This is a genomic window from Demequina aurantiaca, assembly GCF_050598105.1.
Taxonomy (GTDB): Bacteria; Actinomycetota; Actinomycetes; order Actinomycetales; family Demequinaceae; genus Demequina; species Demequina aurantiaca_A.
In genome coordinates, this window is sequence record NZ_CP192436.1 from 1,304,514 (window position 1) to 1,315,728 (window position 11,215).

The following is an 11,215-nucleotide window of genomic DNA, read 5'->3' on the forward strand; positions in this document are numbered from 1 at the left end:
TAAAAGGACGTGACATGGCGCTCGCACACATTGGCGTAACTGGTCTCGCGGTCATGGGCCGCAACCTCGCCCGTAATTTTGCCCGTAACGGCTTCACGGTAGCGGTGCACAACCGCTCCGTGGCCAAGATGACCTCTCTTATCGAGGACCACGGCGATGAAGGCGACTTCATCGGCTGCGAGTCGCTCGAGGACTTCGTGGCGGCGCTTGCCAAGCCCCGCACCGTTGTCGTCATGGTTCAGGCCGGTGGCCCCACCGACGCCGTCATCGACGCGCTGACCGAACTTCTCGACGAGGGCGACATCATCGTCGACGCCGGCAACGCGCACTACCCCGACACTGTTCGTCGCGAAGCCGCGCTCAAGGAGAAGGGCCTGCTATTTGTTGGCGCGGGCGTCTCCGGCGGCGAGGAGGGTGCCTTGCTCGGCCCCTCGATTATGCCCGGAGGCCCGGCCGAGTCCTACAAGACGCTCGGACCGATTCTCGAGAAGATCTCTGCCAAGGTCGACGGCGAGCCGTGCTGCGTTCACGTGGGCCCTGATGGCGCCGGTCACTTTGTGAAGATGGTTCACAACGGCATCGAGTATGCGGACATGCAGCTCATTGCCGAGGCGTACCAGTTGCTCCGCGAGGGACTGAACCTCAGCCCCAAGGAGATTGGCAAGATCTTCGAAGAGTGGAACAAGGGCGACCTGGAGTCGTTCCTCATCGAGATCACCGCCGAGGTGCTGGCGCAGGTGGACCAGAAGACAGGCAAGCCGCTCGTCGACGTGATCCTGGATCAGGCCGGACAGAAGGGCACCGGTCGCTGGACCGTGCAGTCGGCTCTGGACCTTGGGGTCCCTGTGACGGGCATCGCCGAGGCGACGTTCGCCCGTGCCATTTCCTCGCAGACTGCGCAGCGCGAAGCCGCGCAGGGCGTGCTCGCAGGCAACGCGTCCGGTTTCCACATTGAGAACAAGGCGGGCTTCATCGAGGACGTGCGCCTCGCGCTCTACGCGTCCAAGGTGGTCGCCTACGCCCAGGGCTTCGACCAGATCCAGAAGGCCTCCGAGGAGTTCGGCTGGGACATCGACCGCGGTGCCATGGCCCGCATCTGGCGCGGCGGTTGCATCATCCGCGCGCGCTTCCTGAACCGTATCTCCGAGGCCTACGGCCGCAACCCCGAACTCGAGTCGCTGCTGGTTGACCCGTACTTTGTCGACGAAGTCGCCTCGGGTCTGTCCGCGTGGCGTCGCGTCGTTTCGCAGGCCGCGCTGGCCGGAGTGCCGTCGCCCGCCTTCGGCTCGTCACTGTCGTACTACGACTCGCTACGCGCGGAGCGACTTCCCGCGGCGCTGATCCAGGGTCAGCGCGACTTCTTCGGAGCGCACACGTACAAGCGCGTCGACATGGAGGGCACCTTCCACACTCAGTGGACCGGTGACCACACCGAGGTTGAGGCTTAGCAGGCAACACCGGGCGTTGTCGCCGACTCATTGGCGAGTCGGCGACAACGCCCCGCCTCACCAGAGCGGCACGTGAGCGCCCACTGGCGAGATCGGCGCGCATCGGGGGTTGCATTCTCGAAACGTTTCGGTAAGATAGTGGGCAATTGAGACCCGCCAGGACACAGGCTTGAGGGAGCTGAGGTCGTAGCGGGATTTTTTATGCACGCTAGCTGAGGAGCTAACATGAATTCGCCATATATTGACGCGCGCCCACGGGCAACCGCTGCAGTCGCAGTGTTTGCCACCGTAGCGGCCATCGTCGGTGCCACCTTCGTCTCGAGTCCCGCGCAGGCGGCTACTGAGTCGCTTAACCCGTTCGCAGAAGCGGGTGGTTTCAGCGTGTACGTCAGCGGTGACGCCTTCCTCGACAACTCGGAGGTCGAGGGCGCCATAGCAGTGGGAGGCACCCTGCGTGCCGGCACCCCCGGGAAGCGCTTTCCTGTCGTTCACTACGTCGCGGGCACCACGGACTACGTCCCGCCCGTTATCGACGGGGACACCACGCGTTTGCTCATAGGCGCGTTCTCTACCGGCTCGGGCGTCGTCGACGTCACCGGGGCTGGAGCGCCCGAAGGCGTTGACAAGGGGTACGCGAAGGTCATCGATCCCGATAAGGTCAACTTCGCGTTCTCCGGTCGCGGAAGCTCGCCGGAGTACGTGCAGTACAAGGCCAAGAACGTCCAGAATTCGGACTCCAACGGTCCCGTCATCGAGGGCAAGAACCACGACTGGGCGACCGATGGTGTTGCCAAGTTCACTGCCGAGGGAGCCTCCGTAGCGAGTTACCTCACCGGCACCGCGGGCACTGAGGCAGTGACCGCTTGCCTCGCGAGCCCGGATGCCAGCGCGACCAACTACGTGGTCCCGGAGAACGACGGCGGCAAGGCCAAGCTGACGCTGGTCGAGGGCAAGGCGAACATCGTGGACTACGCCGACATGTTCTTTGGCGGCAACTATGCGTCGCAGATCACCTACGGTGGCTCGGTGCGCCCGAGTGCGACGACTTCCATCATCGTTCAAGTCCCCGCGAACACCACCAACGTCAGGGGCATGACGTTCGGCGAGACGGGCGAGTACGCGCGCTACGTGATGTGGGACATGTCCGCCATTGAGGGCGCCGTCACCTTGACGGACAAGTCTGGGTCGACGACGCGTATCGATGGCTCGGTCTACGCTCCCCACGCCGATTTGACCGCCTACTTTGGCCCGCTCGACGGGCAGGTCATCGCGAAGACCCTGACCGCACCTCCAGGTACCGGTGAGTTCCACTCGTACATGTTCGGATCGACCCTGTCCTGCGAGACGACCCCAGACCCGTCGCCTTCGGTTACGCCGTCGCCTTCGGTTACCCCGTCGCCTTCGGTTACCCCGTCGCCTTCGGTTACCCCGTCGCCTTCGGTCACGCCGTCGCCGACGCCCTCGTCGACACCGCCGTCCGACGAGCCGCTTCCTTCGGAGACGCCTAGCCCTTCGCCTTCACCGTCGACTTCGGTGAGCTCCTCCGCGTCGGCCAGCCCCAGCCCGTCGGCCAGCCCCAGCCCGTCGGCCAGCCCGAGTCCCTCGGTCACGCCGAGCGTCGAAGCGAGCGCTACCCCGGAACCTTCCTCCTCGGAGGGTGGATCACTCGGTAGCGGCGGAGAGAACGGCTCCGGGTCCGGTGGGGCAGCCCTTTCGGAGACCGGCTTCGGTGAGGCCTGGGTCGGCTGGCTCGCGACGGCATTCGTTGTCGCCGGAGCCATGCTGATCGGTGGAGCGCGCCGCAGGAACCGCGCGTAACTGCCCGGTCACTGACCTAGCAGGATCCGTATAACGCAGAGAGGGTCCGCACCCCAAAGGGTGCGGACCCTCTCTGCGTTGAGTGAGGTACGGAGTGGAACCTGATCAGATCGGTGGCGTGACCGTTACGCGGACCGCTGCCAACGCCGGATCGTAAACCCGCCACCCGTGAGCTCATGTACCTGCCCAAAGCCGCCCGGCACCGGCGGGGTGGGGGTTGCCGCGTCGCCGCCCATCAGCTCGGAGGTGGTGAGGCAGTAGTCGTCGACAAGACCCTTGTTCAGCAACTCATCCGCGATCGTGGGGCCGCCCTCACACAGCACGCGGGTCAGCCCGTGCGCAGCGAGCCCGCGGATCATGCTGCGCGGGGCCAACTGGTCGGAACCGGCGTAGATCATCCGCTGTTGCCAGACGGCGTCGAGCCGGCGTGAGGCGGGCGAGCCGACGGTGGTGATGATCCAAGTGGATTCGGGGTTCAGGTCGGGGGGAAGGTTGCCGGTGTGGGTCACGATCGCCAGCGCTACCGTGTCCGGCAGCCCCGCTACGCGCCTCGTCGACGCCATGGCCGGAGGCAGGGTGATGTCGCCGTAGCGCTCTCGCCGGGCGGTCTGCGCCCCGACGAGCACCACATCGGCCTGGGAGCGCAGCGTACGCAAGATGCGCAGGTCCTCGGGCCCGTTGAGGGATCGCGAGGAGCCGTCTGGTCCGGAGGATTTCCCGTCGGCGCTCTGGATCATGCCGAGGCGCACGGTGCGGGGAGCTTGGCGGTACAGCAGGGAGAGCCCCGTCTCGGCGGCGTCGGGTGGGAAGACCTTTTCCACGGGCGTGTGCTGGGTCAGCGTCGCGTCGGTTGACGTTTTCTTATCGCTCATGCGCGCAGATCACCGCCGTCTCTAGTGTGGTCGAAGTCAGAAGCCCCATACTCAGCACTCTAGGCTAGGTGGGTGAGTCTTACCCTGCTCGGACGTCGTCCGCACCTGTCTCCGGCCGAGCTCGTGGAGGCGCTGGTGCCGCCGCCGCACTTCCGGGATGCTTCCATCGAGAGCTATCGCCCAGATCCCGATCATCCGAGCCAGTCCGCCGCGCTCAAGGCCGCGGGCGGGTTCGCGAAGCGCGCTGCCAAGAGAACCCGCCGGGGCCGCAAGCGGGCCAACGCTGAGGGCCTCTACCTCGACGGCGGCTTTGGGGTGGGCAAGACCCATCTGCTCGTGGCTATTGCGCGGGAAGTGGGCGCCAACGCGGCCTTCGGCACGTTCGTCGAATACACGAACCTGGTGGGCGCGCTGGGATTCGCGGACGCGCGTGAAGCGCTGTCGGGGTACTCCGTGGTGTGCGTCGACGAGTTCGAGTTGGACGACCCGGGCGACACGTTGTTGATGGCGCGTCTCCTGCGCGAGCTGGTCGAGGCGGGGGTGGCGATCGCGGCATCGTCGAACACCCCACCCGGCGCGCTGGGGGACGGGCGCTTTGCCGCTCAGGACTTCCAGCGCGAGATCCAGTCGTTGTCCGGCGTCTTCGACGTGCTGAGGATCGACGGCCCGGACTACCGTCACCGGCATACCGATGAGTTTCCGCCACCGGCGACGGCCGATGCCGTGGCTGGCGTCGGCGAGCGGGAGGACGGCGCGGTGGTGGCGTTCGCTGAACTTATCGAAGACATCGCGCGCGTGCATCCCAGCCGCTACGGCGCCTACGTTGACGGCGTGGCCGTGCTCGGAGTCCAGGACGTCACGACGCTCGACGACCAGTCGCAGGCACTGCGGGTGGTCACCCTCGTGGACCGGCTCTATGACCGCGATGCACGCATCGTGGCGTCGGGAGTGCCGTTCGACCGGCTGTTCTCCGAGGCAATGCTTGGCGGCGGCTATCGCAAGAAGTACCTGCGGGCGCAGTCTCGACTGGTCGCGATGACGACGGGTCAGTAGCGCGCCCGCGCGAAGACCCGGGGACATAGGGCGAGACGAGCCCCGCTTCGCCGTTGTGATGTACCTGAGAGGTACTAGTTTCCGCTCTCGCGAAGCGCGGCGATCCGCGCGCGTTCGGTGTCGACGTCGAAGGAGGCCTTAGGCCACTTGAGGTCGAGCCCCTCCAGCGCGTCGCAGAGCAACTCCGTGATCGCGAGCCGCGCGAACCACTTGCGATCAGCAGGGATGACGTGCCACGGAGCGGCGTCGGTCGATGTCCGCTCGAACATCGTCTCGTAGGCATCACGGAAGTCAGTCCACAGCGCCCGGTCGTCCAGGTCGCTGAGGCTGTACTTCCAGTACTTGTCCGGCCGGTCGAGGCGGTTCTCGAGCCGGTTGAGCTGCTCGTCGAGCGACACCAGTAGGGTGCACTTGACGATGGTGGTGCCGTGGTCGATGAGCCGTTGTTCCCAGTCGTTGATCTCGCCGTACCGGGTCTCGATCTCCTCCGGGGGTGCGAAGCCCCGGACCTTCGCTACCAGCACGTCCTCGTAGTGGCTGCGGTCGAACACGCCGATTCGGCCTGCGCTCGGTAACTTCTGGTCGATGCGCCACAGGAAGTGGTGGCTTAGCTCCTCCTTGGACGGGGCACCGAAACTCGCGTGATTCACACCCTGGGGATCCACCATGCCCAGCACGTGACGGACGGCGCCGCCCTTGCCCGCGGTGTCCATGCCCTGCAACACCAGCAGGACCGAGCGCGACCCACCCGCACGCCCCTCGGCGAATAGTCGCTCCTGCAGATCGGCCAGGTCGCGTCCACGCTCGGCCATCAGTGCCTCGCCCGCCTTCTTCCCGCCGTCGAACCCGGGCGTCGAGTTCTTGTCGTACTCGGCGATGCTGAAGCCGCGCGGAACACGCAGCGCGGCAGACGGCGCGGTGGCGAGGTCGGGTTCGTTCTTGCTCACTTCGGTCTCCTTTGACGTCGGTATGGACACGCTAGCGCGTCAGGCCGGCGCGCGTCGGGAAACTACGGCGCTTCCACAACAATCGCGTCGGGCTCCAGCACGGCCCGTCCGTCGGCGTCGACGGTGACCTCCCCGAAGGTCGCGACCACGTTCGTAGTGTCGATGGTCACCGCGTCCTCACTCAGGTTGGCGTGCACGGCGAGTGGTCCGTGCATCGTGACGACGCGGGGTGACGACTCCGACACCCCAGGAGGGTGGGCGTCCCACCTGTCGCGCGGCTGAATACGCGGGCGCAGCGCCATGAGTTGGAGCTCCCAGGTGCGCAGCGCGTCGTGCTCGCTGCCCTCGGCGGCAACGCCGTCACCGAGTTTGGAGCGCAAAAACGTGATGCGATCCTGGGGGTCAGGGACGTGGATCTCGTGTCCGTAGAGTTCCTCCCAGCCGTGACCGCCAAACTCGCTCATTCGCCCCTCGGAGACGGCGCTGCCCAACGGTTCGTCGTGGTCAGTGAAGAACATGAACGGTCGGGTCTCGCCGTACTCCTCACCCATGAACAGCATCGGAGTGAAGGGGGAGAGCAGGATAAAGGCGAGCGAGGCTGCCTGCGCTCCGGCGGTGAGAGTGGTGGATGGACGGTCGCCGATGGCGCGGTTACCGACCTGATCGTGATTCGAGGCGCACACCACAAAGCGGCGCCGGTCGCGAGCGGGATCGACGGGCTTGCCCCAGTTCGCGTCGCGGAACGGGGAGTAGGTGCCGTTGTGCCAGAAGACCTCCCTGTACACCTTGTCGAGGGCCTCGACGGATCCAAAATCCGTGTAATACCCGTGACGCTCCCCAGTCAGGTACGAGTGCAACGCGTGGTGCACGTCGTCGTTCCACTGGGCAGTCATGCCGTAGCCGCCCTGGGCGGTCGGGGTCACCATCACATCGTCGTTTAGGTCAGACTCGGCCACCAGCGACAAGGGGCGGCCGATGCGGTCGGCGAGGGTGGCCACCTCGTCGGACAGTTGGGCCAACACGTGTTGAGGCGAGTCGTCCTTGAGTTCGTGCACCGCGTCCAGGCGCAGGCAGTCGATGTGAAATTCGCTGAACCAGCGCAGGGCGTTGTCGCAGACAAATCGCCGCATGCCGTCCGCGTCGGGCTGGTCCAGATTGACCGCCCAGCCCCACGGCGTGTGGTGCACATCGGTGAAGTACGGGCCGAACTTGGACAGGTAGTTGCCGTCTGGGCCCAGGTGGTTGTAGACCACGTCGAGGCACACGCCAAGTCCAGCGCGGTGGGCGGCGTCCACGAACCTCTGCAGCGCGGCGGGTCCGCCATAGGACTGATGGACGCCGAACAGTGCAACCCCGTCGTAACCCCAGCCGTGACGCCCGGGGAAGGGAGCGACGGGCATCAGCTCGACGATGTCCACGCCGATCGACTTCAGCGCGGGAAGCTGCGCCGCGGCGGCGTCCAGCGTGCCCTGCGGAGTGAACGCGCCTATGTGGAGCTCGTAGAACACGGATCCAAGCGCGTCGACGCCCGTCCACTCGGAATCGGTCCAGCGATGCAGGCCGGTGTCGAAGACCCTGGACAGCGCGTGAACTCCGTCGGGCTGCGCGGCGCTACGAGGATCCGGCCAGGGGCCGTCGCCGTCGACCTCGTACCCGTAGTTGGCTCCGTGCACAAGCTCCGGGCCGCTCCACCAGCCGTCGTCGCCGAGCTGCATCGGCAAGCGCTGCTCGACGCCGCCTACGGCCGCGACGCACACGATGTTCGCGGCATGCGGCGCCCAGACGCGCGCGAGCATTAGGCCCTCACCAGCAGCGCCACGGGGGAGTTCTTGAGGAGATCGGCGAGCGGCACCGCCCCGCCCTCGAACGTCGCACGGCCGATCACGTCGCGCCACGTGCCCGCGGGAAGTTGCACGGTGTGCTCGGCCCAGCCGCCCAGGTTTTTCAGGTCGAGTGCGACGCGCGTAGCGACGGTGACCACCTGGGGATCATCGGCGACCGTGCGGGCGAACACAACGGCGTGCCCGGACGACGACGGCAGCGGGAGGTACCCCGCCTCGGGGCCGGTGAAGGCGTTCTGGTGGTCGAGGCGGGCGTGGAGAGCGCGGGCCGTGACCTGAAGCTTCTCCTCGGCCAGCGAGCGCGGCTTGGAGCGGCCCAGCACGCGGCCAAGAGTCGACGCGTAGGTGTCGAAGTCGATGGCGCGCCGGTTGTCGGGATCCACCAGGGTGGGATTGACCGACTCGGTTCCCTGGTAGACGTCCGGGATGCCGGGCATCGTCAATTGGATGAGCTTCATGCTGAGCGTCGCCGCGCGCACGCCACTGGCCGTGTGCTCGTGCCAGGCAACGGCCAGGGTGCGCACGTCCTCGTCCCGATGGGACTTCTTGGCGAACTTCAGCACAGCGGCCTCGTAGGTGTCGTTCACGGAGGTCCAGGTAGTGAAGGTCTTCGCCTCGCGCATGGCCTTGATCAGGTAGCCCTCGAGCCGTTCCCATTCCATGGACTCGGACTCGTCCGAGGTGCCGATCAGGATCTGCCACCAGAGGTTCTCCATGCGGCCGTCGAGCTCGCTGGGACGATACTTCTCGGTCGCCGACTGTAGGTGGCGCACCAGGTCGTCCCAGCCGTCGGCGTCCTCGCTCAGCACGCCCAGGCGGGCGCGGACGTCCTCCGAGCGCTTGGTGTCGTGAGTGGACAGGCAGGTCATCGCGTGTGGGTAAGTCTGCTGCTGCTCGGCCGCCCACGCGTGGAATGTCGCGGGAGGCATGGCGAAGCGCGACGCAGGGGAGCCGACCTCGCACAGAGGCAGCAGGTGAGTCCATCGGTAGTAGGCGGTGTCCTCGACGCCCTTTGCCATGACGGCCCCGCATGCCTGCTGGAATCGGGTGATGAGTTCGCGCCGGCTCGACTCCTGGGTGCGTCCCGCGCTGCCAACCTCGGCGCCGCGCAAGAGGTCCACGACCACCTCAAGCGTCTCGTGGCGCTCCGGGTCGAGGCTCTCGCGAGCGAGCGCCTCGGCGTGGGCGATGGCCTCGAGGGACATCGACTTGGGCGGCACGCCGGCCACCACGTAGGCGCGGTAACGGTCAAAGGCAACCAACAGCGTGCGCAGGCAGTCATAGATGGACCGCCAGGTGTGGTCGCGCAGGCGCACATCGGAATCACAGATCGCGTGGGTGATGGTCGCGAGGCGGTGAACCTCGCTCGACAGCGTCTCCTTGACGATCTCGCGCTTGGCCTCGTCGACGATGCCGGGCAGCGCGCCCATCGCGTCGCCCGTGACCCGGTGAAGCGTGCCCGCGAGGGGTGAGGATCCGGCGGGGTCGCGCAGCAACGCGCCGATCCGCCAGGCCGCGTCGTACCCGGTGGTGCCAGCGGTCTTCCACGAGGTGGGCAGGCGCTCCTCGTCCTCGAGTATCTTTTCGACCACTACCCAGGCGCCGTTCGTCGCATCGGCTAACTGGGACACGTAGCCCGCAGGGTCCGCTAACCCGTCGGGGTGGTCGATGCGCAGCCCGTCGAGGGTGCCGTCGGACACCAGGTCCACGATCACCCGGTGGGTGGCGTCGAACACGTCGGGGTCCTCGACGCGGACAGCCACGAGCGAGCCGACGTCGAAGAAGCGCCTGTAGTTCAGCTCCTCGTTGGCCACACGCCAATACGCGAGGCGATAGTGCTGTTCCTCGACGAGGGACTCCATCGGCAGATTCTCGGTGCCGGCGCGGACGGGGAAGACGTGCTCGTAGTACCGCAGGACGGGCACCTCGCCGAGCTCCTCGAAGCCGGGCACGACCATGGACTCGAGCTTGAGTTCCTCGCGCGACAGGACCGTTCCGATGCGCTCGCCGAGCACCGGCATGAGCACCGGGTCCCCGCTGGACCAGTCGACGTCGAACCAGTGTGCGAAGTCGGATTCCTCGCCCTTTTGCAGCACCGACCACAGCGCCTTGTTGAAGTAGGCGGGAGTGGGCACCGCCATGTGGTTGGGAACGAGGTCGGCGATAAGCCCGATGTTGCGCTCGCCCGCGGCCCACGAGAGGTGCCGTAGGCCCTCCTCCCCGCCTAGTACGGGGGAGATGCGGGAGTGATCCACGACGTCGTAGAAGTGCGTGGAGCCGGGTGCAGCGTCCAAAATGGGGGAGAGGTAAAGGTGCGAGACACCGAGCGCCTGGAAGTAATCCAACTGCGACTCAGCGTCGGCAAACGTGAAGTCCGCGTTGAGCTGGAGCCGGTATGTGGACACGGGAACTGGGGCACCGAGCCGATGCCCAAGTCGCCTGCTACGTTCGTGAGTTACGTCTGTCATGTATGCAACCTATCCGTTGCTGTCATTCTGTCAGAACCTGGTGACGGGTTGGTTTCTCGGATAGCGAATCAGGCTGAGCGGAACGTGGAGGCGCGCTGGTGCGCCCCCGTCCCCAGGTAACGGGCCGCAAATGTACGGTGAGAACCATGACTGCATTCGAGGTGGCCCACTGGCGGCGCAGCACTTTTAACATCTACCGGCGCGTGCGCGCGGAGGTGGATCCCCAATCGGCGCATGCGCTGTGGGTGAATCAGCGGCGTGAGATGTTGCTCACGCACCCCGCTTCTCCGGTGGCGGAGGAGGATCGCGACAACTCCGGCATCGGCCGGGTGGCTGAGTACGACCCCGCCTACCGTTTCGTGGTGGCCTTGGACACGGACGTGCCCGAACTACGGCGGGATGTCCAGACCGGGACCGATGGCGTGGTTCCGTTCGAGCGGCTGGGCGTGGTGCGGCTCGAGGGGCTGGGCGAACTCGACGTGTGGCGCCTCGCGAGTTACGGCGGCGGAATCTTTGTTCCGTTCCGCGATGGGACGGCGGGCCACACGACCTACGGGGCGGGACGCTACCTTCTCGACACCATCAAGGGTGCGGACCTAGGGGGTGACGCGGGCGCCATGGTCATTGACCTCAACTTTGCCTACAACCCGTCCTGCGCTTATGACGAGGCCTGGGCCTGCCCGCTGCCTGGCCCGGGCAACAGGCTGGGCGTGGACGTGCCGGTAGGGGAACTCTACCTCTAGGATGCCAGGAGGCTTGGGCGTTTCG

The 11,215-nt window shown here is 66.4% G+C and carries 8 protein-coding genes; 4 read left to right on the forward strand and 4 right to left on the reverse strand.

Annotation, left to right across the window (positions count from 1 at the left end; translation table 11 throughout):
* The first annotated feature begins 14 nt into the window (after window positions 1–14).
* Window positions 15–1,448 carry an NADP-dependent phosphogluconate dehydrogenase gene (gene gndA / locus ACQU6B_RS05845; RefSeq protein ID WP_430869106.1) on the forward strand — a complete coding sequence of 478 codons (1,434 nt, stop codon included), beginning with the start codon at window positions 15–17 and terminating at the stop codon, window positions 1,446–1,448.
* A gap of 225 nt (window positions 1,449–1,673) precedes the next feature.
* Window positions 1,674–3,266, forward strand: coding sequence for a collagen-binding domain-containing protein (locus ACQU6B_RS05850; protein ID WP_430869107.1), 1,593 nt, complete (start codon window positions 1,674–1,676; stop codon window positions 3,264–3,266).
* A gap of 125 nt (window positions 3,267–3,391) precedes the next feature.
* Here the strand turns inward: ACQU6B_RS05850 and ACQU6B_RS05855 are convergent, their stop codons facing one another.
* A complete protein-coding gene (locus ACQU6B_RS05855) occupies window positions 3,392–4,138 on the reverse strand; it encodes a dihydrofolate reductase family protein (protein ID WP_430869108.1) in 747 nt (248 codons plus the stop codon).
* Window positions 4,139–4,210: 72 nt separating this feature from the next.
* On the opposite strand from ACQU6B_RS05855, the gene zapE reads away from it, so the two are divergent.
* Window positions 4,211–5,191, forward strand: coding sequence for a cell division protein ZapE (gene zapE / locus ACQU6B_RS05860; RefSeq protein WP_430869109.1), 981 nt, complete (start codon window positions 4,211–4,213; stop codon window positions 5,189–5,191).
* Between the two features lie 74 nt (window positions 5,192–5,265).
* Here zapE and ACQU6B_RS05865 read toward each other — a convergent pair whose 3' ends face one another.
* The 3 genes from ACQU6B_RS05865 to treY form a co-directional block, all read right to left on the reverse strand.
* Entirely contained in the window at window positions 5,266–6,138 is an 873-nt protein-coding gene (locus ACQU6B_RS05865; RefSeq protein WP_430869110.1) for a polyphosphate kinase 2 family protein, read from the reverse strand.
* A 62-nt stretch (window positions 6,139–6,200) separates the two neighbouring features.
* Window positions 6,201–7,934, reverse strand: a complete 1,734-nt coding sequence (treZ, locus tag ACQU6B_RS05870) for a malto-oligosyltrehalose trehalohydrolase (protein WP_430869111.1) — start codon at window positions 7,932–7,934, stop codon at window positions 6,201–6,203.
* Entirely contained in the window at window positions 7,934–10,447 is a 2,514-nt protein-coding gene (gene treY, locus ACQU6B_RS05875; RefSeq protein WP_430869112.1) for a malto-oligosyltrehalose synthase, read from the reverse strand. Before treY ends, treZ begins: the two co-directional genes overlap by 1 nt.
* 146 nt (window positions 10,448–10,593) lie before the next feature.
* Here treY and ACQU6B_RS05880 point away from each other — a divergent pair, with 146 nt between their 5' ends.
* Window positions 10,594–11,190, forward strand: coding sequence for a DUF1684 domain-containing protein (locus ACQU6B_RS05880; protein ID WP_430869113.1), 597 nt, complete (start codon window positions 10,594–10,596; stop codon window positions 11,188–11,190).
* Window positions 11,191–11,215: the final 25 nt, after the last annotated feature.